Source organism: Corynebacterium sp. KPL2825 (assembly GCF_037908445.1).
Taxonomy (GTDB): domain Bacteria; phylum Actinomycetota; class Actinomycetes; order Mycobacteriales; family Mycobacteriaceae; genus Corynebacterium; species Corynebacterium kefirresidentii.
This window is the reverse complement of the sequence record NZ_JBBMGI010000009.1, coordinates 66550-91344: the sequence shown is the minus strand read 5'-3', so window position 1 is coordinate 91344 and position 24795 is coordinate 66550. Positions and strand designations below refer to the sequence as shown.

18 protein-coding genes are annotated in these 24795 nt (G+C 58.2%); 9 read left to right on the top strand and 9 right to left on the bottom strand.

The window, feature by feature from the left end:
- Positions 1–3 precede the first annotated feature (3 nt).
- Positions 4–3039: a DEAD/DEAH box helicase gene (locus WMQ00_RS08480; protein WP_340440883.1), complete on the bottom strand. Its 3036-nt coding sequence runs from the start codon at positions 3037–3039 to the stop codon at positions 4–6.
- A gap of 167 nt (positions 3040–3206) precedes the next feature.
- On the opposite strand from WMQ00_RS08480, the gene putP reads away from it, so the two are divergent.
- From putP to WMQ00_RS08465, 3 genes are read left to right on the top strand one after another with little or no spacing between them, the layout of a single operon-like run.
- Positions 3207–4772 carry a sodium/proline symporter PutP gene (putP, locus tag WMQ00_RS08475; protein ID WP_023021794.1) on the top strand — a complete coding sequence of 522 codons (1566 nt, stop codon included), beginning with the start codon at positions 3207–3209 and terminating at the stop codon, positions 4770–4772.
- 37 nt (positions 4773–4809) lie between these two features.
- A complete protein-coding gene (locus WMQ00_RS08470; RefSeq protein WP_023021795.1) occupies positions 4810–5388 on the top strand; it encodes an HNH endonuclease family protein in 579 nt (192 codons plus the stop codon).
- A 44-nt stretch (positions 5389–5432) separates the two neighbouring features.
- Positions 5433–5882 (top strand): hypothetical protein, encoded by a 450-nt coding sequence (locus WMQ00_RS08465; RefSeq protein WP_023021796.1) that lies wholly within the window; start codon positions 5433–5435, stop codon positions 5880–5882.
- 20 nt (positions 5883–5902) lie between these two features.
- On the opposite strand, the gene WMQ00_RS08460 is transcribed toward WMQ00_RS08465, so the two are convergent.
- Positions 5903–7129, bottom strand: coding sequence for an HNH endonuclease signature motif containing protein (locus tag WMQ00_RS08460; RefSeq protein WP_308767343.1), 1227 nt, complete (start codon positions 7127–7129; stop codon positions 5903–5905).
- A 148-nt stretch (positions 7130–7277) separates the two neighbouring features.
- Positions 7278–9137 carry a DEAD/DEAH box helicase gene (locus WMQ00_RS08455; protein WP_239208277.1) on the bottom strand — a complete coding sequence of 620 codons (1860 nt, stop codon included), beginning with the start codon at positions 9135–9137 and terminating at the stop codon, positions 7278–7280.
- 373 nt (positions 9138–9510) lie between these two features.
- Here WMQ00_RS08455 and WMQ00_RS08450 point away from each other — a divergent pair, with 373 nt between their 5' ends.
- Positions 9511–10125, top strand: a complete 615-nt coding sequence (locus tag WMQ00_RS08450; protein ID WP_200287728.1) for a hypothetical protein — start codon at positions 9511–9513, stop codon at positions 10123–10125.
- On the opposite strand, the gene hutI is transcribed toward WMQ00_RS08450, so the two are convergent.
- Both hutI and WMQ00_RS08440 read right to left on the bottom strand, forming a co-directional pair.
- Positions 10122–11291 (bottom strand): imidazolonepropionase, encoded by a 1170-nt coding sequence (gene hutI / locus WMQ00_RS08445; protein WP_023021800.1) that lies wholly within the window; start codon positions 11289–11291, stop codon positions 10122–10124. The genes WMQ00_RS08450 and hutI overlap by 4 nt on opposite strands.
- The gene (locus WMQ00_RS08440) at positions 11292–12968 is read right to left on the bottom strand and encodes a urocanate hydratase (protein ID WP_086588060.1); all 1677 of its coding nucleotides are present in this window, start codon (positions 12966–12968) and stop codon (positions 11292–11294) included.
- Positions 12969–13156: 188 nt separating this feature from the next.
- Between WMQ00_RS08440 and WMQ00_RS08435 the strand changes: the two genes are divergently transcribed.
- Positions 13157–13942, top strand: coding sequence for an SGNH/GDSL hydrolase family protein (locus WMQ00_RS08435; RefSeq protein ID WP_248098965.1), 786 nt, complete (start codon positions 13157–13159; stop codon positions 13940–13942).
- On the opposite strand, the gene WMQ00_RS08430 is transcribed toward WMQ00_RS08435, so the two are convergent.
- The 3 genes from WMQ00_RS08430 to WMQ00_RS08420 all read right to left on the bottom strand — a co-directional run bounded on the left by WMQ00_RS08430 (position 13925) and on the right by WMQ00_RS08420 (position 16928).
- Positions 13925–14515 (bottom strand): flavin reductase family protein, encoded by a 591-nt coding sequence (locus WMQ00_RS08430; protein WP_259824381.1) that lies wholly within the window; start codon positions 14513–14515, stop codon positions 13925–13927. The two genes, WMQ00_RS08435 and WMQ00_RS08430, sit on opposite strands and share 18 nt — an antisense overlap.
- 73 nt (positions 14516–14588) lie before the next feature.
- Positions 14589–16142: a histidine ammonia-lyase gene (gene hutH, locus WMQ00_RS08425; protein ID WP_023021804.1), complete on the bottom strand. Its 1554-nt coding sequence runs from the start codon at positions 16140–16142 to the stop codon at positions 14589–14591.
- Positions 16143–16220: 78 nt separating this feature from the next.
- A complete protein-coding gene (locus WMQ00_RS08420) occupies positions 16221–16928 on the bottom strand; it encodes an IclR family transcriptional regulator (protein ID WP_284798708.1) in 708 nt (235 codons plus the stop codon).
- Positions 16929–17114: 186 nt separating this feature from the next.
- Between WMQ00_RS08420 and WMQ00_RS08415 the strand changes: the two genes are divergently transcribed.
- A complete protein-coding gene (locus WMQ00_RS08415; protein ID WP_340440882.1) occupies positions 17115–18500 on the top strand; it encodes an amino acid permease in 1386 nt (461 codons plus the stop codon).
- Between the two features lie 11 nt (positions 18501–18511).
- Positions 18512–19444 (top strand): formimidoylglutamase, encoded by a 933-nt coding sequence (hutG, locus tag WMQ00_RS08410; protein ID WP_023021807.1) that lies wholly within the window; start codon positions 18512–18514, stop codon positions 19442–19444.
- An 8-nt stretch (positions 19445–19452) separates the two neighbouring features.
- Here the strand turns inward: hutG and WMQ00_RS08405 are convergent, their stop codons facing one another.
- Positions 19453–20799 carry a YjiH family protein gene (locus tag WMQ00_RS08405; RefSeq protein ID WP_340440881.1) on the bottom strand — a complete coding sequence of 449 codons (1347 nt, stop codon included), beginning with the start codon at positions 20797–20799 and terminating at the stop codon, positions 19453–19455.
- Between the two features lie 133 nt (positions 20800–20932).
- Here WMQ00_RS08405 and WMQ00_RS08400 point away from each other — a divergent pair, with 133 nt between their 5' ends.
- Together WMQ00_RS08400 and WMQ00_RS08395 are read left to right on the top strand one after the other, a co-directional pair.
- Positions 20933–21328, top strand: a complete 396-nt coding sequence (locus WMQ00_RS08400; protein WP_248098971.1) for a (deoxy)nucleoside triphosphate pyrophosphohydrolase — start codon at positions 20933–20935, stop codon at positions 21326–21328.
- Between the two features lie 147 nt (positions 21329–21475).
- A complete protein-coding gene (locus WMQ00_RS08395) occupies positions 21476–24598 on the top strand; it encodes a DUF3427 domain-containing protein (protein ID WP_340440880.1) in 3123 nt (1040 codons plus the stop codon).
- The last annotated feature ends 197 nt before the right edge of the window (positions 24599–24795 follow it).

The window sequence follows — 24795 nt, the reverse complement described above, 5'->3', positions numbered from 1 at the left end:
GGATTACTCCCTCCCCCGGTAGCTCATGAGTGCGGCCAGCTGATCTGGGTCCAGCTCGGTGAGCCAACCCTCGCCCTCGCCCACGACGGCGCCGGCCAGCTGCGTCTTACCATCCAAAATGTCCTGGATAGATTCCTCCAGCGTACCCGCGGTGATCATCTTATATACCTGCACATTGCGGCGCTGGCCAATGCGGAAGGCGCGGTCCGTCGCCTGGTTTTCCACCGCCGGGTTCCACCAGCGGTCCATGTGGACGACGATGGAAGCAGCCGTCAGGTTCAGGCCGGTACCGCCGGCCTTGAGCGAAAGGATCATCGCCGGCGGACCATCCTCGGACTGGAAGTCTTCCACCATCTGGTCGCGCTTATTTTTGCTCACCCCGCCGTGGAGGAAGGGGATCTCCCGGCCGAGCTGATCGCTAAGGTATGGCTGCAGGATATCGCCAAAGGCCTTGTATTGGGTAAAGACCAAGAGGCGCTCGCCGGATTCAGTGGCCTCGTCCACGATGCGCATGAGTTCTTTAACCTTGCCGGAGCGATGCTTGCCCTTGAGCGTCACCGGCGAGCTATCGCCCAGGTAATGCGCGGGGTGATTACAAATCTGCTTGATACGGGTGAGCGAGGACAACACCAGCCCACGCTTATTCATTCCCGTAGCTTCCTGCAGGTCTTTTTTCACCTGGTTGACCAGTGCTTTATACAGGGCGGCCTGCTCGGTGGTCATGGACACGGTAAGGATTTGCTCGGACTTTTCAGGCAGATCGTCGATAATATTCGGATCCGTCTTCACACGGCGAAGGATAAACGGCGCGGTGAGCTGGCGCAGGCGTTCAGACATCTCTTCGTCATCATTGCGCTCGATGGCCTTAGCAAAGTGATTGCGGAAGAACGAGGCGGAGCCCAATACTCCGGGATTACAAAAGTCCAGGATGGAGCGCATCTCCGAGAGGCGATTTTCCACCGGGGTACCGGTCAGCGCCACGCGGTGCTCCGAGGGCAGCGAGCGCACGGCCTTGGATGATCGCGTCGCGGAGTTCTTGATGGCCTGGGCCTCATCTAGAACAACGCGCTGCCAGCCTACCTCGCCCATGTCCTTAAAATCGCGGCCCACGGTGCCATATGTGGTGATAACCAGGTCGCACTCAGTAGCGGCTTGAGCGAAGTCTTCGCCCCGCGGGCGGCTTGGACCATGTTGCACCATAACCTTGAAATCCGGGACGAAGCGCTGCGCCTCGCGCGCCCAGTTTCCTACCACGGAGGTTGGCGCCACGACGAGCGTGGGGCCAGTCTGCTCACCGCGCTCCTTTTCCACCGCGAGAAGGGACAGTAGTTGGAGGGTTTTGCCGAGCCCCATGTCGTCGGCAAGCACGGCGCCTATGCCATTGCGAGACATCCAATACAGCCAGTCGACGCCGCGACGCTGGTACTCGCGCAGCTCCGCATGGACAGTTTTGGGAATGTCCACGCGCTCTGGGGCGACCTTGTCCACCCCGCCGAGCAGGGCCGTATGCCAGGTACTGCCAGTGAACTCGATGGGTTCTTGGGTCATGGACTCGAGCGCCAGCTCGCGCAGCTCAGCCATGGTAACCTGCTCGTGTTCTTCGCCACCCTCGTTGAACTCTTGGCGGCGCTGCTCCACGTCCGCCATTAAGGCTTCCCAACCGGGTTCGCCGAGCTGCTTGGCTATCTCCGCGGTAGCGGCCAGCTGCTCAAGTTCCTTCTTCTTGCGCGCCAGGGACTTCTCCCGCAGCGCATCCATGTATCCGGAGACCTGGGAGACAACCTGCTTATCGGCCATGACCCACTTGCCGCGTAACTGGATAAGTCCGGACTTGGAATTGACCAAGTCCTCCATTTCTTCCTCGGTCAACTCCACATCGCCCACGGACATGCGCCAGTTATAGTCCACCAGCTTATTCATGCCAATGTGCTTTTTAGTGGCGGCCTCGGCCGGATCGCGGGCCTCGTGGGTTTCCAGCTTGGCCTTCGTTTCCATCTGCGCCCAGGCCTTGGGCAGCATGACAGTCACGCCACTGGCCTTGAGCTTGTCCACCTCGTGCGTAACAAAATGGGTAAGTTGGTGGGTTTCTAGGTAGACATCCCAGTCGCCGTCGCCGGGCTGCGGCAGCTGTGCGGTCTCCCCCAGCGTGGGCGCGATGCGCACAGCCTTGCGGTGGGCTTCCCGCAGCTTTTCGACGCTCGCCCTATCCAGACTCTGCGCTGACACCGGCCGCGGAGCATCCGTGCCCGAGCGCACCCGCACGCGCACCGGCCACTTGGCCGCATCCGGGTCATCTTCTGCCGGTTCTTCCACGATGTAGACCAATTGGAGTTCCACCTCGTAGATGGAATTCTTCCACTCATTGAGCCCGCGCAAAAGCTGCGCGCGCCCACGCCGGATCGGCCGCGTATCGAGCAGGGCGCGGGCGAACTCGTGCCACGGCATCGGCCGCGGTGCTTCCGCCACGGGCCGCAGCTCTCGAAACGCGATCCAGTGCGTGAGCTCATCGGCCATGTCATCCGACAGTGCCCGATTATTAACATGCAAGATGCCGGGCGCGGCTGCCATCATCTCTGCAAGCCACCCGCGCTCCCCCAAGCCGGAGGCCAGCTGCCACATGGGGAACCACTCATTGGCCTGGTAGGCCAGCCGGAACGTCACGCGCCCGGCGCGCACGAATTTGCATAGGCCACTGTAGGCATGGAGCAGCCACTGGAGGTCAGGGGCGATGGTGGCAGGCGGCTTGTGATTCAGGTGTTCCATCTGAGTAAGCGCCGCGACGGCCTCTTCTGGGCCGAACATTGCCATCGGCACCATCAAGGACACGTCCTTGCCCTTGGGCGTGCGCAGCGAGACCCGCGCCCGGTTGCGGAAAGATTTCTTCCCCAGGATGGACTCTACCGCCGGCGGGAAGGTGCCTTCAGGAACGGCATTGGGCATGACAATCTTGTGCCCTTCTACCTGTTCAATCCACAGACCAAGCCCCGTAACGGGGAGCCACAGTCCATGCACGAGGTAAGAAGCCATAACCGCCAGCATAGCAGCCCTTCCAAGTTTGTTACACGCTCGTTATATTTTCCTCTTTCCCCAGTTGAACGATAGAAAATCCAAACGGAGACATGCGTCACACCTGTATTTTCGCTTGGGTTAACCTTGTGACCCCGTTAACGTGAATATGTCCTACATATCACTACAAGGAGTAAAACGTGCAAGATTCAACTTGGTACGTCATTGCGATGATCGTGTATCTCCTCGCAATGGCAGCCATTGGCTACTGGAGCTACAAACAAACCGACCAATATGACGATTATGTTTTGGGCGGCCGTGGCCTGCACCCATTCGTAGCGGCTCTTTCCGCTGGCGCATCCGATATGTCCGGCTGGCTACTCATGGGCCTGCCCGGAGCTCTATTCCTTTCCGGCATGTCCGAGCTGTGGATGGCCATCGGCCTGCTCGTCGGCTGCTGGGCTAACTGGAAGTGGGTCGCACCGCGCCTGCGTTCTTACTCGGAAATCGCGGCCAACTCCATTACCGTGCCGTCCTTCTTTGAAAACCGCCTGCACGATAAGTCCCGCCTGCTGCGCATCATCTCCGCAGCCATCATTATTTTCTTCTTTACCTTCTACGTCTCCTCCGGCATGGTTTCCGGTGGCCGCTACTTCGAGTCCACCTTCGGTGGCGACTACCTCACCGGCATGCTCGTCATCGCTGCGGTGACCATCTTCTACACTTTCGTCGGCGGCTTTTTGGCGGTGTCTTACACGGACGTCGTCCAGGGCGTTCTTATGTTCGTCGCCCTGATGATCGTGCCGATCATGGCCATTGTCTCTCTCAGCGATCCATCCTCGATCTTCTCGTTTGCCGCCAATAATCCCTATGGCACCGATGGCGTAGTAGAAAATGACAGCTACTTCTCCATGTTCGCAGGCGTATCCGCCGGCGTTATCATCGGCAACCTGGCCTGGGGCTTGGGCTACTTTGGCCAGCCGCACATCGTTGTCCGTTTCATGGCGCTGCGTAAGCCTTCCGACGCCAGCCAAGGCCGCTTCTACGGCGTGACTTGGATGGGCCTGTCCGTCATCGGCGCAATCTTCGTCGCGCTCTCTGGCACCGTTTACTTCACCCAAACCGGCCACAGCATCACCGACCAGGACAATTTCGAAACCATCTTCCTGGACATGGCACAGGCCATGATGCACCCGTTGCCCGCAGGCTTCGTCCTGACCGCGGTTCTAGCCGCCATCATGTCCACCATGTCTTCCCAGATGCTCGTCGTCTCTACTTCCCTCATCGAGGACCTCTTCCTCATCTTTGCCAAGAAGAAGCCAGGCGAACAGGTCCTCATCAACCTCTCCCGCACCGCAATCGTTGCCATCGCGGTCATTGCCGCCCTCTTGGCGATCAACCCGTCTGACTCCATCCTTGGCCTTGTGGGCTTTGCGTGGGCAGGCTTCGGTTCCGCTTTCGGCCCAATCATCTTGCTGTCCCTGTACTGGAAGCGTTTCAACGCCACCGGCGCGATTGCCGGCATGCTCACCGGCGCCATCGTAGCCATCGGCTGGGGCATGTCTCCGCTTTCCGATACCCTCTACGAGATGGTTCCTGGCTTCTTCCTGGCCCTCATTGTGGCGGTCATCGTCACCAAGCTCACCAAGGAGCCAGCACCGGAAGTTGTTAGCGAGTTTGAAGAGGCCACCAAGCTGGCCAAGCTCGTGGAAAATGACTCCAGCCTCGACTTCGAGGAGGCCGCGGAAAAGGTCACCGATAAATAATCGGAACCATCACGGACTCCACGCAGTCCAATAGGACATGAAGTCCTATTATCTGGCCGCGCTATCATGCGTCACCGTCCTTATCGGCGCATGGTATGCGTGGCCTTTTCCACGTTTTGAGGTCGATACCGTAGCTGCACGCCCTAACGCCGCTGGTTACAATCGCGATGATTTCGGCATCTGGCAGCCCCACGGTGCCTGTAGCACCCGCGAGGCCATTCTGGAAAGCCAGGCCAGCGATCCCCTCCACGATTGCCATGCCCGCAGTGGGACCGTCTATGACCCTTATAGTGGCACCACCATTCCTGCCACTTCACCCATAGAGATCGACCACATCTTTCCGCTCTCCGCGGCCTATGACATGGGCGCTTCCGAGTGGGACCGCGAGACCAAAGTGCGCTTTGGCAACGATCCGCTCAATCTCGTAGCCACCAGCCGCAAGCTCAACCAAGAAAAGTCAGATGCTCTTCCTGCCGAATGGCTTCCGCCGACCAACCGCTGCGAATATTCTCGCCGCCTCGCAGACATCGCCCGCAAGTACTCGCTTCCGCTCCCTTCCGCGGACGTGCGCGCCATGCAAAGGCAATGTCGGATAGCCCTACTCACCGGAAATTGATTAGGGTAAATGTGGCAACTTTCCGCGATTGAAGGGTTCTTTCAATGACTACTTTCCTTGTATTCCTCCACGTGGCTGCAGCTATTCTCTTAATCGGTCCAGTCTGCGTATCTACCTCCAGCTTCCAGACGCAGATGGCAAAGGCAGCACAAGGTGAGCACGCAGCACTAGGCTCCGCCCGCGTTCTGCATAACATAACCAATACCTATGGCTACATTTCCGCTATTGTGCCTATCCTCGGGCTCGGCGTATTTCTCTCCGATATCAGCGCCTACAAGTCCGAGGTAAACTTCCACATCGCCATCTTGGTTGCCATCGTCGCGTGGTGCTTGCTCTTCTTCGTCATCATCCCTAAGCAGAAGAAGGCAATGGCCTCCCTCGAGTCAAACGAAACCTTTGACTACGCGGCGGCAAAGAAGCCACTGTCCGCGTTCGGTGGCGTATTTAACCTCCTATGGATCATCTGCCTAATCCTGATGTACGTCCACTTCTAATTGGTCTTCTAGAAGGCCATCTACTCTTCCGGGACAGTTTCTTCGCTGTCCCGTTTCTCGTTTTCCAGCTCTTCTTTCAATCTCTGTGCATCCTCGTGCGCATTGTGCCGACGCCGCTGTGTCGCCTGCGCCACCGTCTGCGCCCACCTCCGATTTTTCGCTGCGAGTGGCCCGCTAGCTTCGTCATAGACCCACGTGGAATCCTCAAAAAGCCAGACTATGTCCCCACTAATCGGATCCTTTATATAAAAGGCCCGCCCATCAGTCTTGATGTTGTGGTGATGTTGGCATAGGCACGCAAGATTGGCCGCCGCCGTAGGCCCTCCTTCGGCAAAGTCGTGTCGATGGTCCATCTGGGAAGCCATTGCTGGCCGCGTGCAGCCGGGCCATCGGCAGGTTCCGTCGAGTCCTTCCACAAAGGCACGGATATGGGGCGGAGTTACGTAGTTTCCACTTTCGTCCTGTGCTGCCTTTTCCATATCGCGGACGGTTGTCGCCCGCGTTTGCATTTCGTCGGCAACCTCTGGCGAGACCCAACCCAAACTTTGAACGAAGGCTGGCGCATCAGGAAGATCGCAGCGGTACATATTGAGCACCACCTTCGCCTTGGCTTCAGCCTTGCCGGTGAGCAGAGCAACTGCCGCTTGGGCCAAGGAAATGTCCTTCTCCGTAGCCACGCTGCGGATATTTCGGTCAATGATTTCGGCGGTTTCTAGGCCCACGTCGAGACAAACTGCAGCCCACTCCCCTCCCGTGGGCTCGAGGTTATAAGACTCCTTACGGCGTGGATCGCGTGCGGCGATAGTGGGATCGAGGCGGACAATAAGCTCCCGCAACTTACGCCGCAGGTTGCGATGGGAGGGCAATTTTTGGTTGGGGCGCTTGGGGGTGAGGTAGGTGGTTAATTCGGCGTCGATAAGCAGCCGTTTATCGGCGTCAATCTCCCCTAGCTTGGAAAGTGTCTGGTCGATAGTAATTAAGCGGTCTAAATCTAGGTGATAGAGCTCTTCCTGCCGCGCTTGAAGGTGTGGTAGCTCCTTTAAGCGCTCAAAGGCGAAGATAATATTTCTAATTCGAGACTGCCGCGTACCAGTAAGGTCCGACAACGATTGGCTGATGATTTCGATATCCTCATCCGGATCTGGATGCAGGCGCCTCCATAACAAGTATTCGGCCTTGCGTATGGTTGTAGCTGCTCGTGAGGTTGAATTTTGTGAATTGGTATTGGCAAAGTAGGGCGCATTCATAGACTTCCCCCGCAGAAGTTTCCCTAGAACATGTTTGCGCTTTTAGTATATAAAATCGCTCCGACACGCTACCCCCGTTTATAGTAAAACTGCTGGTCACAGCGCATGAAAAAATGGGCCTCCGAAGAGGCCCATTGAGTCGAAAAATTTAGTCGCGCCAGCGTCCACCGCGCTTGCGTCCACCGCCGTGATCACGGCGTGGTGGTCGGCCGGTGTCCTTTTGAATATTGATGAGCTGGCCGGAAATGCGCGTATCTTTTAGGCGCTTGAGCACAGCTGGATCCAAATTCTTCGGCAGGTCCACCAAGGTGTGGCCTACCGCGATGGTGATGCGGCCAAAGTCCTTGGCGGACAAGCCACCCTCATTGGCGATGGCACCCACGATGGCTCCCGGGCGCACATTTTGCCGCTTGCCGACGTCCAATCGGTACGTCTCAAAGTCACCATCCGGCCGCTTTGGCCCACGGCCCTTGCCGCCACCCTTGAAGTCGCGGTCGCGCTTGCGATCGTCACGACGGTCGCGCTTTGGCTTCGGAAGCGGTTTGTCTTCCATCAGGAAGTTCTTGCCGCCTTGCAGCATAACGGCGAGGGCTGCAGCAATATCGTCCATGGCCGCGTTGTTCTCCTCGGAGTACTTGCGTACCAAAGAGCGGAAAAAGTCCGCCTGCTTATTGTCCATGGAGTTGGTAATGGACTGCGCGAACTTTTCCTTGCGCTTTTCATTGACCTCATCGACGGAAGGCAAATCCATTTCTTCCAAGCGGGCATTGGTTACGCGCTCAATGGAACGCAGCATGCGTCGCTCGCGCGGAGTGACGAACAGGATGGCTTCGCCAGAGCGCCCCGCGCGGCCGGTGCGGCCGATGCGGTGCACGTAGGACTCGGTGTCGTTAGGAATATCGAAGTTAACCACGTGGGTGATGCGGTCGACGTCGAGGCCACGAGCGGCAACATCGGTAGCCACGAGGATGTCCAGACGGCCATCCTTGAGCTGATCGACGGTACGCTCGCGCTGCGCCTGCGCAATATCACCGTTGATGGCTGCGGCGCTAAAACCGCGGTCCCGCAGGGTCTGGGCTACCTCTTCGGTCTCGTGCTTCGTGCGGCAAAAGACGATGATGGCATCATAATTAATGACCTCAAGGATGCGGGTGAAGGCATCCATCTTCGCGCGATGCGGGATAAGAAGGAAGCGCTGCGTGATGTTGTCATTGGTGCGGCGCTCGGACTTCACCGTGACCTCGGCAGGGTTGTCGAGGTAGCGCTTAGACAGGCGACGGATAGCGTTCGGCATGGTGGCCGAGAAAAGCGCCACCTGCTTGCGGTCCGGGGTATCCTCCAAGATGCGCTCAACGTCTTCCTGGAAGCCCATGTTCAGCATCTCATCGGCCTCATCAAGGACAAGGAACTGCAGCTGAGACAGGTCCAGCGAGCCCTTCTCCAAGTGGTCGATGACGCGGCCTGGGGTACCCACGATGACCTGCGCACCGCGACGCAGCCCGGACAGCTGAATGCCGTAGGCCTGGCCGCCGTAGATAGGCAGTACCTCGACGCCCTTGAGAGATTCGGCGAAGGACTGGAAGGAGTCTGCCACCTGCAGGGCCAGCTCACGGGTTGGCGCGAGCACAAGTGCCTGCGGGTGACGGGCCTTGGCATCAATTTGCGACAGAACCGGCAGCGCGAAGGCCGCGGTTTTGCCGGTACCGGTCTGGGCAAGGCCGACTACGTCGCGGCCTTCCATCAAGATCGGGATGGTTTCTTCTTGAATGGGGGACGGCTTGGTAAAGCCTACTTTCGCAACGGCTTCCAGAATCTTCTCTGGCAGGCCAAGATGCGCGAACCCCTGGGAATTGTCGTTGGCCGAGTCTTGAGACTCAGCGCCGGTGTCCTCAGAAGTATTCGCAGCCCTGGTGTCCTTGGTGACACCTTGCGAGTTGTCCTGAGATTCCGACTTTTTAAAATCTTCCGGCTCGTTGACGCCGCCGGTGGCGTTATCGGTAATGCTCATTGCTTCACCAACCCTACGCGATTGCGGCTATAAACTCCATTGCGCAGCTCCTAGATTTTCCTAGCCCAGATTTCCTGCCCTGTTCGAAGCAGTTCGAAAACACCGAAGTGTGGTGTCGGGGCGGTCTTCTACTGTGCAGCCTATGAGTCATCCACGCCCACGATTCCTTGACGACCAAGCACGTATCCGTGCCAAGCTAAGTTCTTATCCAGGGTTCAGCACGGAACTGGACCCGCCGGTAGACCTTTATCTGTCCTCGCTGTCTACGGGCCTGATCTATCCCACTAGGCGCAGCCCTCGGCCACAGAGCGGAGGGTATGTACACATTACAGACCGGCGTTTTCATCTAAACCCCGTCTTTCGCATAACCGGGGTGGAGGATAATTTTGAATTTTATGTGGTGGAGCTAGATCCAGTGCGCTTTCACCGCACGGAATACGCCGCACGCCCAAAGCTTCTTAGCCTCGGCAGCGTGGTGGACAACGAGAACACAACCTACTTTCCGGTGGAGTTTGATTTCGCACCCCGTGGCAAGTTTGTGACCTTTAGTGCCGTCGATAAGCCTAAGATAGGCCACCTATACTCCTGCTTTACTTCACGGCCTCGGCACCCTTTATGCCTGCGCATAGAATCCACGGAGGACAAAAATGGGCTGGTGCGTGCCCAAGTGAGCGAGGTCTATAGCGATTTTGAACGCGGAGAAAGAAAAGGACCGCGAAAGGACTATGGGCCCGACAACCTCCCCTACCGGCCACCGGCTATCACCCGCAGGGACGTAGAGATAGAGCTAGGGCGCTTTCGTCGCCTCTACGACCCAGAGTCGTGGACTGTCCACGGTGCACAAGACGAAGAAACCCTCTTTATGGTGGAAGATCCGGATGGATCGCGCGCAGTCTTTATCGGCAAGAAGGATGCGTGGCTACATATGACAAAAGAAAAAGGCCGCCGGCTATATCAGATAGCGGCGACCTTTCTAGAAGAGCGCTAGGCTCCGGCGATAAAGGTGCGATAGCTCAGCGGCATGCCTGGGCGGTAGGCCAAATGCACGGCGCTGGGGGCGTCGAGCACGTGCAGGTCGGCGGCGGCGCCTTCCACGATGGTGCCCTTAGCGGGTCGGCCCTGCGGGTCGAGACCATTGCCCACGTTGTGGCGACGCAGGGCGGTAGCCCCACCGGTGGTCGCCGCGTGGATGGCCTCATCAACGGACAGGTACTGCTGGAGGACCGCGGTGGTCACGCAGTAGTTCATCGAGGAGGTATAGGACGTGCCGGGGTTGAGGTTGGAGGCGATGGCGAGGGTTGCGCCGGCGTCGAGAAGCTTGCGGCCTGGGGCTAGCGGCTCGCGAGTGGACAGATCGCAAGCCGGCAGCATGGTGGCCACTGTATCGGAATTAGCCAGCAGTTCTACGTCCTCGTCGCTCAAGTGATTGACGTGGTCTACCGAGGCCGCACCCAACTCCACGGCTAGGGCCACGCCTGGGCCTTCGCCCAGCTGGTTGCCATGCACACGCAGGCCAAGGCCTAGCTTCTTACCGGCTTCCAGTACGCGCCGGGATTGTTCCTCGTTGAAGGCTCCGCGCTCGCAGAAGACGTCGATCCACTGCACATAGGGAGCGACGCCCTCGAGCATCGGGCCAACGACTTCGTCGAGGTAGTCTTCCGCGTCTGCCCCTGGCGGCACCAAGTGGGCGCCAAGGAACGTCACGTCATCTACGTGGCGGGACGCGACCTTTGCGGCCTCTACCTCGGACTCGGTGTTGAGGCCGTAGCCCGTCTTGGTCTCGAAGGTGGTGGTGCCGCCGCGACGGCCAGCGGCCACGCGATCTGCCACCAGCTTGTCCAGGCGGTCGGTACCGGCCTGGCGGGTGGCGTCCATGGTTACGGCAATGCCGCCAGCCTCATAGGAGCCGCCGGAGATGCGGGCCTCAAACTCAGCGGAGCGGTCACCGTCGAAGACCATGTGGGTGTGCGAATCGACCCAGCCGGGCAGGACGGCGCGGCCACCCAGGTCCACCTTCTCATCGGCGGCCGGCGCTTCGGATGCCGGGCCAATCCAGGAGATGGTGCCGGATTCGGCTACCAGGGCGGCGTCGTTAAGCGTGCCACGCTCGCTGACCGTACGGAGTTCTGAAATGCCGGTAAAAAGTGTGCTCATCTAGTCCCTTGCCTTGAATTCCATCGGAATGCGGACGCCGCGCTCATCGGCGACTTCCTTTGCGCGAGTGTAGCCGGAATCGACGTGGCGGATAACGCCCATGCCCGGGTCATTGGTGAGCACCGCGCGCAACTTGGCTGCGGCGAGCTCGGTGCCGTCTGCAACGGTAACCTGACCGGCGTGGATGGAACGGCCCATGCCCACGCCGCCGCCGTGGTGCAAAGATACCCAGGTAGCACCGGAGGACACAGCGGTCATGGCGTTGAGCAGCGGCCAGTCGGCCACGGCATCGGTGCCATCGAGCATGGCTTCGGTCTCACGGTACGGGGAGGCCACGGAGCCGGAGTCCAGGTGGTCGCGGCCGATGACAATAGGAGCCTTGATCTTGCCCTCGCGCACCAGGTCATTGAAGAGCAGGCCGGCCTTGTGGCGCTCGTTATAGCCGAGCCAGCAAATGCGTGCCGGCAGGCCCTCGAATTCGACGTACTCCTCAGCGGCATCGAGCCAGTTGTGCAGGTGCTCGTTATCCGGGAAGAGCTCCTTGAGCGCTTGGTCGGTGACCTTGATGTCCTCTGGGTCACCGGACAGGGCGGCCCAGCGGAACGGTCCTAGGCCCTCGCAGAAGAGTGGGCGGATATAAGCCGGGACGAAGCCTGGGAATTCGAAAGCGCGCTGGTAGCCAGCCTTACGGGCCTCATCGCGAATGGAGTTGCCATAGTCAAAGACCTCGGCGCCCTCATCCTGGAATTCGACCATGGCCTGGACCTGGGCCGCCATGGACTCACGAGCCTTCTTGGTAAAGGTGGTCGGGTCTGCCTTGGCCTCGTTATGCCAGTCCTCCATGGTGATTTCAGAGGGCAGGTAAGACAATGGATCGTGGGCCGAGGTCTGGTCGGTGACGATGTCGACGGTAAATTCCCCGGCGCGCTGGCGGCGCAGGACCTCTGGGAATACCTCGGCGGCGTTGCCTACCAGGCCTACGGAGAGCGGCTTCTTGTTTTCCTTAGCGTCAAGAACCAGCTTGAGTGCTTCATCTAGGTCGGTGACGACCTCGTCCAGGTAGCGCTTGTGCTGGCGGCGCTTCAGGCGGGTTTCATCAACGTCCACAATGAGGCAGGCGCCACCGTTAAGGGTGACAGACAGCGGCTGTGCGCCGCCCATGCCGCCGCAGCCGCCGGTCAGGGTGAAGGTGCCGGCCAGGGTGCCGTTGAAACGCTTCTTGGCCACGGCTGCGAAGGTCTCGAAGGTGCCCTGCAGGATGCCCTGGGTAGCGATGTAAATCCAGGAGCCGGCCGTCATCTGGCCGTACATCATCAGGCCTTCATCCTCGAGCTTGCGGAAGTGCTCCCAGTTAGCCCAGTCTCCCACCAGGTTGGAGTTAGCAATAAGCACGCGCGGTGCCCACTCATTGGTCTTCCAGATGCCCACCGGCTTGCCGGACTGCACCAGCAGGGTTTCATCGGATTCGAGGTCCTTGAGGGATTCTACGATGGCGTCAAAGGCTTCCCAGCTGCGCGCTGCACGACCGGTGCCGCCGTAGACCACGAGGTCCTCGGGGCGCTCGGCAACCTCGGGGTCGAGGTTATTCATGAGCATGCGCAAGGGCGCTTCGGTCTGCCAAGACTTGGCGGACAGTTCGGTTCCGCGCGGCGCGCGTACTTCGCGTGGTTGAGACATGGCTTCCTTTCTTCGTGCTTTTTCGACGCCCTCCCAAGTCCCCTAGGCCGGTGTCCCGGGGCTGTCCCCGAGGACTTGTTCGGCGTCACATGTCATAAAGTACTGTGACATAGCTCTGTGTACCATGCCACATGAACCCTAACTGTCTCGTATATGAGACACAGGCGGGATGATCTACGATGGCCTGCATGCGCCGGTTCATCCCCTTCCTTTCCGTGGCCCTCCTCGCCGCTTGTTCCACCCCCGCCGAGGAGCCGCAGCCACCCCACTATGTCGCCCTGGGGGATTCCTATGCGGCCATGGGCTCAACCACGCTGCCGCTCGATCCGCCCAATACCTGCGTGCGCGCTCAGGATTCCTACCCCGAGCTTGCAGCCAAGGAAATGGACGCGGAGCTCACCAATGTAGCCTGCCAGGGCGCTAGCACCCTCGATGTGCTTTCCTCGGCCGGCGAACACCCCGCCCAGGTCGACGCCCTGCGAGAGGACACCGACCTGGTGAGCCTTTCCATCGGCGGCAATGACGCCAGCTTCGTACGCCTTACCCAATGCGCCACGGATGATATCTGCCAGGCGGAATCCGGCCCGCAGATAGACCTGGAAATTCGCGATCTACCCCGCCGTCTAGACAAGGTCTACGAGGAGATCCACCGCCGCTCCCCTGACGCGAAAGTCCTGGCTACTGGTTATCTTCCGCTAATTAAGCGCGGCGAGACCTGCCCCTACATAGAAAAAATCCCGGCCAGTGACCGGGAATGGTTGGCACGCTCCATCGAGCGCATCAACCAGGCGGTGCGCGAGGCCGCCGAGCGCAATGGGGCTATATACGTGCTTGCCGACGCCGCCTTAGACCACACCGCCTGCTCCCCCTCACCGTGGGTGGATTTCACGGGCCAGGAGACTAATTCCTTTCCCATGCACCCCACCCACGCGGGCCAACAGGCCATGGCCGATGCACTACGCGCTGCCCTCTAACCCGGCGCGCGCGGCGTCGTCGGAACCAGGCACGCGCATCTCGAACTTTTCTGTGACCACGGTGTAGTCAAAGTAGCCCATGCGCGCGATGGGCTTGATCTTGAGGATGTCGAGCTTGCCTTCCTCATCGATGACGGATTCATCGATATGGATGGTCTTTACATCCGCTACCACGAGGTCGATGCTGCCCACCTTGGAATTACCGGGCACGCGCAGCGTGGTTTTGTACTGGCACTCGAACTTCACCGGCGATTCTTTCACCATGGGAATGCGGTGATTGTCCGCATACTCCTTAGTAACGGAAAGGCGGTCCCACTCGCTGTCGCCATAGTCAAGCACCTGGGCGGATTTATTGACTTCCTCACGCAGGTCATAGGTGGCCATATTCCACACAAACCAGCCGGTTTCCTCCGCGTTAAGCACCGTGTCCTTGCGGCGACCATCCGGGTATTGGTTGGCCGAAAACATCACCATGGGTGGATCGAAAGTGAGGTTTTGCCACTGGCTATAAGGCGCGATGTTTTCGCGGCCCTCACCGTCCACGCTGGAAAGCCAGCCAATGGGGCGCGGCACTGTGCTCGCTTTAAAAGGGGAAAACGGCAAGGGGTTGGGCTCAGATTGTGGGTGCCAAGAAATGGTCGCCATATTAATCACGCAGCTTTCCGGTAGCGTTCTCAACGGCTTCGACAAGCGCACCCTCCTTAACCAGGCGCACGGTCTCCTCGATTTCCGGCGACAGGTAGCGGTCCACACCTGGCCCCTTGACGGTCTCGCGCAGCTTGGCGATGACCGCGCCGGTTCCCTTGGCTGGGGTGCCCTCGCGCATGTCGATAGCGCGGGCGGCGGTGAGGATTTCTACGGCAAGCACGCGCTGCAGGCCATCGACGGCCTTGCGTAGCTTGCGGGCGGCGGACCAGCCCATGGATACATGGTCTTCCTGCATGGCCGAAGAAGGAATGGAATCGGCCGAAGAGGGGTTGGCTAGGCGCTTCATTTCGCTCACGATGCCGGCTTGGGCGTACTGGGCGATCATGTGGCCGGAGTCAACACCGGGGTCGTCGGCAAGAAAGGCGTTCAGCCCGCGGTTGCGCGCCGGGTCCAGGAAGCGGTCGGTGCGACGCTCAGAAATGGAAGCCAAGTCCGCGGTGACAATTGCCAGGAAGTCAAGCGCATAGGCCACCGGCGCGCCGTGGAAGTTGCCGTTAGAGACCACGCGGCCATCCTTGGTCACCACCGGGTTGTCCACCGCGGCAGCCAGCTCGCGCTCGGCCACCTGGGCGGTGTGGGTCAACGTATCGCGGAATCCGCCAGCTACCTGAGGGGCGCAGCGCACGGAGTAGGCATCCTGCACTTGGTTCTTCTTAAACTCCTCGAGCGCGGCCTCCAAGATCTCAGAGCCTTCGGCCACCTGGAGGATATTAGCCGCAGCATCGGCCTGGCCCGGATGCGGCCGCAGCTGCTGCAGGTCATCCGCGAAGACCACGAGGGTACCCAGCAGGCCTTCCACGGTCATGGCGGTGGCAATATCGGCGGTCTTTGCGGCCGCGCGCAGGTCAGTGATGGCCAAGCAGAGCTGTCCCAGCATGCCATCGGTGCCGTTGATAAGCGCTAGGCCTTCCTTCTCGCGCAGCTGCAGCGGCTCGATGCCAGCTGCGGCCAAGGCTTCGCCCGCATCCTGCAGCTCGCCGTTCACGCGCACCTCGCCCTCTCCCAACAAGGCCAGCGCACAGTGAGCAAGCGGCGCCAAATCGCCGGAACAGCCCAGCGAGCCATACTCGCGCACCACCGGCACAATGCCGGCATTAAGGGCCTTGGCATACGTTTCCACCACTACGGGGCGCACGCCGGTGCGGCCAGTGCACAAGGTGGACAGGCGCAGCAGCATCAGTGCGCGGATGACTTCTTCTTCCACTTCCGGGCCGGTACCCGCAGCGTGCGAACGCACCAGGGACAGCTGCAGCTGGGCGCGCATCTCCTCTGGGATATGGCGGCGAGCGAGCGCGCCAAAGCCGGTGGAAATGCCATAGACCGGGGTGGGATCTTGTGCTAGTTCTTCCACGCGCTCGCGGGTAGCGGCTACCTCTTCTAGGGCTGCAGGCGCAATCTCCACCTGCGCGCCATAGCGGGCAACGGCAACAACATCCTCGATGCTCAGCGCGCCGACGTTTACGGTCACGGTGGTTGGGTAGGCGTTAGGCATGGCAAATACTCCTCTAAATAAGGGATCAACAATTGTGATGTGTCGCGCGACAGCCTAACGCGATGAATGTATGCTACCTCACTTTTTGCGATTGCGGTACATTTTGGCCGCGACCTTGTCCGATACCTCTAGCAAGGCCCGAATGGCGGCGTCCACCTTCACATCCGGCGTCCCTACCGGATACGTCACCGCCACCGCCGCTGCAGGGCGGTCCAAGTGGTCCAGGATGGGCGCCGCTACAGAGGCCTGACCGCGAGTAATCTCTTCGATCTCTTGATCCCACCCGCGTGCAGCCACCAAACTCAAGCGCTTTTTCAATGCAGCAAAGCCGCTACCTCCTGCGGTATCAAAGGCGGCGCGCACCTCCGCTTCAGGCAAATGCGCCAGCATCACGCGCCCAGACGCCGTCTTATGTGCCTGCAGGCGCACACCCACCTCAGTGACCAAGGAGGTAGCACCCGCCGCACGCACCTCTTGCAAATACAAGATTTCCGAGCCGGCCATACGTGACAGGTGCCCCGATCCACCCACCAGCGCCGCACACTGTTCCAAATCCCGAGTGGCCATGCGCACCAAGGGCTGCTGCGTTACATAGGCCGAAGCCATGGAATACGCCGCCAGGCCCAGTCCATACGTCTTGTGCTCCGGCAAATGGGCTACAAAACCAGCATCAACCATCTCCGCCAGCAGGTGGTATGTAGACGAGCGTGGCAGGTTGAGCTCACCTTGGATGCGGGCGGCGGATATAGGGACGTCGATGGTGGACAAAAGCCTGAGGATCTCCATCGCATGACGCGCCGCTGGGACTCTGTTGGTGCTCACGGAGGGCAATTTTAAGCACCACTGTGGCGCTTATCAGTGCAGCACACGGCACCAAGTCTGAAATTCCAGACAAATAAATATGTTCCACGACACACCTGGGACAAATAGAGACTTAGACTACATAAAACTTTTCATACGCTAGGAGATGCCATGTCCCAACACGGCCTTAAACACAGGCACCTGCACTCCATCGCCCTCGGATCCGCGATCGGCACCGGACTGTTTTATGGTTCAGCCGGTGCCATCCAAGCCGCTGGCCCCTCTGTCCTCGTCGTCTATCTCCTCGCCGGCGCGGTGGTGTATTTCATGCTCCGCGCCCTAGGTGAAATGGCCGTGCGCCACCCCATCACCGGCTCCTTCGCCGGCTACGCCCGCATGTTCATGGGCGGATCGGCGGGCTACATCACCGGCTGGATGTTCGCCTTTGAGATGGTCATCGTAGCGCTTGCGGACCTCACCGCCATCGGCGTTTATATGCGCTTTTGGTTCCCAGACGTCTCGCAGTGGGTTTGGGTTGCAGCCACCTTGCTCATCGTGGGCGGCGCAAACCTCGCCACTGTCAAGGCCTTCGGTGAACTAGAATTTGCCTTTACCATCATCAAGGTCGGCGCCGTACTCGCCATGATTGCCGGCGGCCTTGCGGTATTAGCCTTTGGGCTTTCTGATGCCCACACCACCGGCCCCGTCAACCTCGTCAACGACGGTGGCTTCTTCCCCAACGGCCCCACGGGCATGATCGCTTCTTTCATCCTCGTTCTCTTTGCCTTTGGCGGCACCGAAATCATCGGTGTGGCCGGCAGCGCCGCCCAGCACCCAGAAAAATCCGTACCCAAAGCAATCAATACGGTGCCCATGCGCATCCTGCTTTTCTATGTGCTTGCCATCGCCGTCATTCTCATGATCACCCCATGGCGCGACATCACCGGCGAGCAGTCCCCCTTCGTCCAAATCTTTAATACCCTCGGCGTTTCCTGGGCTGCAGGTTTGCTCAACTTCGTGGTCATCACCGCCGCTTTATCGGCCATCAACGCCGACCTCTTCGGTGCAGGACGCGTTATCACCGGCCTTGCCCACCAAAAGCACGCCCCTAAGTTCATGTCCAAGGTAGTGCGTGGCGTACCCGTAATGACCACCATCATCCTCATCGCCACCATGATCATTGGCACTATCCTCAATGCCCTCCTGCCGGAAAATATCTTCGAGGTCATCGCCTCGCTAGCTACCTTTGCCACCGTGTTTGTCTGGCTCATGATTCTGCTGGCTCACCTATACTCCCGACGCGGAATGAGCACACAAGACGTAGCGAACCTCAAATACAAAGTTCCCTTCTGGCCCTATGGTCAGTACCTGTCCATCGCATTTATCCTCATGACCTTCGGCATCATGGTCTGGCAAGAGGAATACCGCATTTCCCTCGTTGTGGGTGTGGCCTTCATCGCCATTATGACGGCGGTTTATTTCCTCACCAACCGGCACGAGGTAACACATGAGAATGAACCCACCGAAGAGCCAGAAGAACTCGTCGTTTCCGCCTAACATCGAAAACCATGAACACTGAAAAAGCTGAACTTTTCACCCCCGCCCCCGAATGGTCCGGCCGCTCCGATGGCCCTGGCCCAGAGCATGCCCGTTGGCATAGCGTTATCAATCAGTCCACCGAATCCCCCGCCCCAGTAACCCTCCTGGGGTTTGCCTCCGATGAGGGCGTGCTGCGCAACGGCGGCCGCCAGGGTGCAGCCGCAGGCCCAGCCGCGCTGCGTTCCGCGCTTGGCTCCTTGGCGGTGCACCATGAGCATGCGCTTGCCGACGCCGGCACGATCACCACCCAGGCCGACGACCTCGACGGCTCCCACGACGCGCTCTCCGATAAAGTGCAGGAACTCGTCGAAGCCGGCACCCTCCCCATCATTTTGGGCGGCGGTCACGAGACCGCCTTCGGCTCGCACCGCGGCCTCTACCGCGCGGTAGGCGCCACCAAGATCATCAACCTGGATGCTCACTTCGATCTGCGCCGCGCGAACCAAGCCACCTCCGGCACCCCGTTCAAGCAGATTTCGGAGCTTTCCGACGACTTCGACTACACCGTGTTGGGAATCTCCCGCCCCAATAACACCGCTGTGCTTTTCGACGAGGCAGAGAGCCTGAACGTCGCCATCACCCTGGACGAGGAACTAGTCAATCTCACCCCAGCCGAGTGCGCTGAGCTAGCCGCCAAGGCTACCGAGGGCAAGGACAAGGTCCACTTGTCCATCGACCTCGATGTCCTACCGGCTTCTACCGCGCCGGGCGTATCTGCCCCAGCTTCCCTGGGTGTGAGCTATGAGCGCATCCGCGCCATGGCCGTAGCAATCGCGCGGACGGGCAAGCTGGCCCTGGTGGACGTCGTCGAGCTCAATCCCACCTTTGACATAGATAACCGCACCGCCAAAGCGGCGGCGCGGCTTATCGATGACATCGTCACGGCCCACCTCGGGGCCTAGCTCTTAAATCAAAACAGCAGGTGAGCAATCGGCGTGGCGATAAGAATGGTCAGCGCCACGCGCTCGAACCAAATGATGACCAGGTGACTCAGCTTCACCGGAATCTTGGTAGCCAGGATGCAGGGCACCAGCGCGGAGAAGAAGATAATGGCAGAGACTGCCACCACGCCGATGACGAACTTGAGCACCATGCTGTCGCTGCCTGCCACTGCGGTGGCGGGCAGGAACATCTCCGCAATTCCCATGGCCGCACCCTTGCCGGCTTGTACCGGCTCCGGCAGCCGCACTACCCAAGCGAATGGGTAGAACAGGTAACCAATCCACTCAAAGATGGGCGTAAAACGCGCCAGCAGCAGGCCAATGAGACCCACCGACATAATGGAAGGCACAATGGCCGCCGCCATGCGGACACCATCGCGCAGGTTCTCCCAGATGGATTCCCACAACGACGGCGCGCGCTGTAGCGCCAGCATGGCCTCGCGCCACGCGTTTTTGATGCGCGAGCCTTCTACCGGCTTTTCCGGATCTGGGTGCGCATCCGCAAAATACTCGTCCGGAATCGTCCGCAGCGGCGGAATCCGCACGGTAATGGCGGTAACCACAAAGGTCACGATGAGCGTGACAATGAAGTAGGTGCCCCAGACCTTCATCAGGTCAAGCTGCTTGGCCACGATGACCATGAAGGCCGCAGAGACCGTCGAAAAGCCTGTGGCAATAATCGCTGCCTCGCGGCCGGTATAGCTGCCCTTTTGGTAGACGCGGTCCGTGACCAAAATTCCGAGCGAATACGAGCCTACAAACGAGGCCACCGCGTCAATTGCTGAGCGCCCCGGAGTCTTCCACAGTGGCCGCATGATGGGCTGCATAAGCACGCCAACAAATTCCAGCAAACCAAAGCCAATGAGAAACGCGAGGAAAGCACCGCCAATCGGCACGATAAGCCCAACCGGAGTGGCAATGGAGTTCCACAAGAATGGCACCAGGTCCTCGTCACCGAGCACCCACGGCAGTGCGTCGATGACCATCAGGAACGAAACCACCGCACCCACAATATTGAGCACCGCAAAGACTGCCTGCAGCACGCTTTCTTTAAACGCGCCGGTAGTAAAACTGCGCACCGTTCCGTACACGGCCAAGGCAAAGATAATCCACGGCACCGCCGCAGGAATCCCCTCACGCACCATCGTGACCATGTGGTCCAAAGGAATGGAGCGCTTATCCTGATACGTCACCGGCAGGAAGAATACGAACGCGCCAATCGCGCTATATAAAAAGAGTTTCCACCGTCCCCCAGGCTGCGGGATTTCCCCGTCATGGCTCTGGATGGAGGAGTAAACCGATTCGGTAGAAGTCACAGTAAAACCGTCCCCTCAAGCTTGCCTACAAAAATCAAGCCCGCGTGACAGCCTTACGCGAACATTGGGGACATGTTATCTAAGTAACAGCTCACTGTCTAGACGTTTTCGAGATCCAAGGCACAATAGAGTCATGTCTAAACCCATTCGCGTCGTCGGCGCCGTTTTCCATGACGGCCAGCGCTTCCTCGCCTGCCGAAAGAAACCGGGCAAGCCATTAGAAGGCCACTGGGAATTTCCAGGTGGAAAGATTGAGCCTGGTGAAACGCCTCAGCAAGCTCTAGCTCGGGAGATACACGAAGAGCTTAACCTCAAAGCCGAGGTGGGAGCGAAGCTCGCGACAACAACTTACGAGTACGAATTCGCGACCATTGAGCTAACGACTTTCTATTGCACGCTTGTCGACGGCGACCTCCGCCTGACCGACCACGACGAAACGAAGTGGGTTACCCCCGCAGAGGCCGCCAGTTTGAACTGGGCTCCCGCTGATATTCCAGCGGTAGAAGCATTAGCTTCTAATCACATCTAAGGAACGAAAGTTCCTTTCTTTCATAGTATCCTTTCGCCAGAATTCGGCGGATATCCTCCGCTAAACGCAACACCAGCGGGAGAACACTTAGTCACTAATGCTCTCTTATGCCAATTTAGGATGCCCAGCCTTTAGAATTTGGTCATTATGAGCATCAGTCCCGACTCTTCCCTACCTTTCGGTGTATACGAAACCCCCATTACGTCCCGTATTCGCGAACGAATGGAGGAAACGTTAAACCAACATCCTGCTGCAGGATTCGGTATCGGGCGAAGCTCCGATCAGGAAGCTCAGGGCCGCTATACTTCGGCGGTTTCTCAACACATCGGCTCACTCTTAGAGCACCGTCTCCGTAGTTTGAAGTCGCCCGAGGACCGCGTTGCCCTCATCAACACCATTGCGCTTCTGCTGGGCGATGATGAAGGAATCGATTCCGAGGAGCTCCTCTATGCTGTGTACAACTCCGGATTAGCGGATCCTCCCCTCCTTCCTGACGTTTCACTCACCAAGAGCGCACTATTTACCAATGCCCGGGGAGAATCTAGTTTAACCAGCGAGATCGAAAGAGAAATTAAAACGGCCGATTCGGTAGACCTGCTGTGCGCTTTCATCAAGAATTCCGGCATTAGCGTCCTCGATAGACAGCTGGAGTATCTTCGCGATAACAAAATCCCATTCCGTCTTCTTACTTCTACGTACTGCGGTGCGTCTGACGCAGCAGCGCTCAAGCGATTGGTCGAGAAGTATCAGGCAGACGTGAAAATTTGCTATGAACACAAATCCACTCGCCTTCATGCCAAAGCTTGGCTGTTCCGACGAAAATCCGGTTTCGACACTGCATTTATTGGTAGTTCTAACCTGTCAAGGTCCGCTCTTGTCGATGGTTGGGAATGGAATGTCCGCGGCTCTAACACCGCAACACCGGAAGTGATTGATAAGTTCATCAAGACTTTCGATAGTTACTGGCACGACAGCCACTTTAAAACCTTCGTCCCAAATAGTGACATGGAGCGTCTCGAGCGGTCTCTACGCATAGCCAAAGGCGGTGAATCGTCCGGAGCACTTCGCCAATTGGAGCTTTCTGGCCTAGAGGTAACGCCTTACCCATACCAAGAAGAGATGCTCGAGGCTTTGCGGTCAGAGCGGGAGATAAAGGATCGACATCGAAACCTTCTGGTAGCTGCGACAGGAACTGGAAAGACCGTAGTTGCTGCACTAGATTATCGAAATCTTTGCGAACAATGGAAGCGACGTCCCCGATTGCTCTTCGTGGCTCACCGGAAGGAAATTCTTCACCAAGCCCGACGGACATTCCGAGAAGTTCTCAAAGACGCAGACTTTGGCGAGCTGCTTGTCGACGGCGCCGAGCCGCACCGTTGGGATTTTGTCTTTGCCAGCGTGCAATCCCTACGTGCTTCCCGTCTAGAACAGCTAGATCCCAAACGCTTTGATGTCGTAATAATCGACGAGTTTCATCACGCACAAGCTCCGACCTATAACACGCTTTTAGACCACTTCCAACCACGAGAGCTCTTAGGCTTAACAGCTACGCCGGAACGTGGTGATGGCGAAAACATTCAGAAGTACTTTGACTATCGCGTAGCCCATGAACTGCGTTTGTGGGATGCTTTGCGTTTGCAGCTGTTAGTTCCCATGCATTACTACGGGATCGCTGATGGGACGGACCTTTCTTCGTTGACCTGGATCCGAGGCAAGAAAAACTATAACTCCAGAGAGCTCTCCGAGTTCTACATCAAAGCAGGAGAAAAGCGCACCCGCTTCATTATTAACGAGCTGAACCGGCGCATTTTCGATCTCTCGGAGATGAAAGCGATCGGATTTTGCGTCACTATCGCTCACGCAAAATATATGGCAACGCAATTCCAACAATTTGGAATCCCAGCGCGCGCTGTAACGAACGAACTCTCTGCCGCCGAGCGGGCCCAGGCCATTAGAGATCTGGAGACGGGTGAGGTCAAAGTTCTGTTTTCTGTAGATATATTTAACGAGGGCGTAGACATTCCTGCTGTTAACACCTTACTTTTGCTCCGCCCGACGCAAAGCCCCGTGGTCTTTCTGCAACAACTAGGTCGCGGTCTCCGTCTATCTCCAGGTAAAGACTCCTGCGTCATTTTCGATTTCATTGGCCAACAGCATGCGGATTTTGATTTCGAGCGCAAGTTCCGTGCCCTAACTCGGAAACGGGGCAAGCGCTTGACCGAAGAGATTGAACAGGGATTTCCCACAACTCCGCCGGGGTCACATATTCAGCTAGACCAAACGACAACCGAGCAGGTTCTTCGCAATGTCAAGAAGATCTCACGAAATTCACTACGCAAAGTACGTGCATTACTTTCTGAAATTCGAACTACAGATCTTAAAGAGTTCCTTGAGGAATCAAATCTCCAGCTAGAAGATATCTACCGCCCCTCAAAGTATTCGTGGACGCGGCTTCTTCGTGAAGAAGGCCTTATTCAGCAGAACACCAATGAGACTGAAACATTTCTGCTCAATCGGATTCGGGTTTTCCTGCACGTCAACGATCCGCACCGAGTCGACGCCTATCTGCGCATCCTTTCCACCCCAGATCTCCACTACGCCGACATGGCTCAATCCGATCAAGCCTTCACCCGAATGCTCGTCCTCGGGTTCTGGGCGAACTCAAATTCTCCGCATCCCGGTTCCTATGACAAGGCTCTGTCAATTTTGCGCCAGCACCCGCAGGTCGCTTGGGAATTGCAACAGGTTATGCAACTGTGCAGTGACTCTTCTCGAATCATTCCGCAGCATAGCGAGACTTCTGTGTTGGAAACGCACGCGGATTATTCATTGGCCGAACTAATTGGTGCTTTGGAGACTGGGAGCCTTGCACAACTTGTAAACCTTCCCCGCGAGGGCGTGAAATACTTCCCGGATATCAATACGGACCTGTTCTTGGTGACGTTTCAAAAAGACGAACAACTAAGTGCCTCTACGAATTACCGAGACTATCCAATTTCACCCGATCTATTGCACTGGGAATCTCAATCAACAACGACGCTGAAGTCGAAGGCGGCAAAACGCTACATCGGCCATCAGAATCGTGATGGCAAGATTCTCATAGCCTCGCGCTTTAATAAGAAAAACGAAGTTGGTACAGCGAGCGCCTATACCTATTTAGGCGCTGTGGATTATGTGTCACACCATGGAGAAAAGCCGATCCAATTCGAATGGAAGCTCCAGCGAGCAATGCCCAAGGCGCTCTACGCTGCCGGAAGAACGGTGGCATAGACGGCCGATCGAAAACTGAAATCTGCGTTTTCCTGATAGAAAAGCACCACCCTCCCTATAGTGATTAGAAACACAACTAATCGAGAGGGCGCCATGAGTCATTCCCGCGAATCAAATTCTGCCCGACCTGCAGGCAGCAGGCACGACGCCGCAACGACAGACCAGGCCAGAGTGAAATGGGCTTTAGTCGGTCCAGG

What these genes read in the sequence shown, in the direction of transcription:
- WMQ00_RS08480 (WP_340440883.1), bottom strand. Translation starts at nt 3,039, where the DNA reads ATGCTGGCGGTTATGGCTTCTTACCTCGTGCATGGACTGTGGCTCCCC.
- WMQ00_RS08470 (WP_023021795.1), top strand. Translation starts at nt 4,810, where the DNA reads ATGAAGTCCTATTATCTGGCCGCGCTATCATGCGTCACCGTCCTTATC.
- WMQ00_RS08465 (WP_023021796.1), top strand. Translation starts at nt 5,433, where the DNA reads ATGACTACTTTCCTTGTATTCCTCCACGTGGCTGCAGCTATTCTCTTA.
- WMQ00_RS08460 (WP_308767343.1), bottom strand. Translation starts at nt 7,129, where the DNA reads ATGAATGCGCCCTACTTTGCCAATACCAATTCACAAAATTCAACCTCA.
- WMQ00_RS08455 (WP_239208277.1), bottom strand. Translation starts at nt 9,137, where the DNA reads ATGAGCATTACCGATAACGCCACCGGCGGCGTCAACGAGCCGGAAGAT.
- hutI (WP_023021800.1), bottom strand. Translation starts at nt 11,291, where the DNA reads ATGAGCACACTTTTTACCGGCATTTCAGAACTCCGTACGGTCAGCGAG.
- WMQ00_RS08440 (WP_086588060.1), bottom strand. Translation starts at nt 12,968, where the DNA reads ATGTCTCAACCACGCGAAGTACGCGCGCCGCGCGGAACCGAACTGTCC.
- WMQ00_RS08435 (WP_248098965.1), top strand. Translation starts at nt 13,157, where the DNA reads ATGCGCCGGTTCATCCCCTTCCTTTCCGTGGCCCTCCTCGCCGCTTGT.
- hutH (WP_023021804.1), bottom strand. Translation starts at nt 16,142, where the DNA reads ATGCCTAACGCCTACCCAACCACCGTGACCGTAAACGTCGGCGCGCTG.
- WMQ00_RS08420 (WP_284798708.1), bottom strand. Translation starts at nt 16,928, where the DNA reads ATGGAGATCCTCAGGCTTTTGTCCACCATCGACGTCCCTATATCCGCC.
- WMQ00_RS08415 (WP_340440882.1), top strand. Translation starts at nt 17,115, where the DNA reads ATGTCCCAACACGGCCTTAAACACAGGCACCTGCACTCCATCGCCCTC.
- hutG (WP_023021807.1), top strand. Translation starts at nt 18,512, where the DNA reads ATGAACACTGAAAAAGCTGAACTTTTCACCCCCGCCCCCGAATGGTCC.
- WMQ00_RS08400 (WP_248098971.1), top strand. Translation starts at nt 20,933, where the DNA reads ATGTCTAAACCCATTCGCGTCGTCGGCGCCGTTTTCCATGACGGCCAG.
- WMQ00_RS08395 (WP_340440880.1), top strand. Translation starts at nt 21,476, where the DNA reads ATGAGCATCAGTCCCGACTCTTCCCTACCTTTCGGTGTATACGAAACC.